The following is a 370-nucleotide window of genomic DNA, read 5'->3' on the forward strand; positions in this document are numbered from 1 at the left end:
TGGCCGGCCTGGGTGAGCGGGTGAGCGGGGGCTTTCCCTGGCAGGGCCGGCTGGCCATCGGCGAGGCACGCACGACGCTGCGCCTCGACAGCACCCTGGAGGGGCTCGCCATCGACCTGCCGGCGCCGCTGGGCAAGACGGCGGCACAGGCGCGGCCGCTGGGGCTCGACATGGATCTCACCGAGGGACGCCTCGACGGGCGCCTGGGCGATCTGCTCTCGCTGCGCTGGCGGGCGCTGCCCGGCGAGGGACCGGGTCAGGGCCAGGTCTGGCTGGGGCGGGCGCCGACCGACCCCTGGCCCGCCGGTGCGGGGTGGTGGGTCGATGCCTACCAGCCGCGGCTCGATGTGGCCGAGTGGGGCGGGGCGCT

At 77.0% G+C, this 370-nt stretch carries 1 protein-coding gene; it reads left to right on the forward strand.

From position 1 onward, the window contains the following. The coding region (locus tag J5F18_RS08700) for a hypothetical protein (RefSeq protein ID WP_346302203.1) at nt 1-370 on the forward strand (370 nt) is incomplete at both ends.

Source organism: Halomonas sp. BM-2019, from assembly GCF_017584085.1.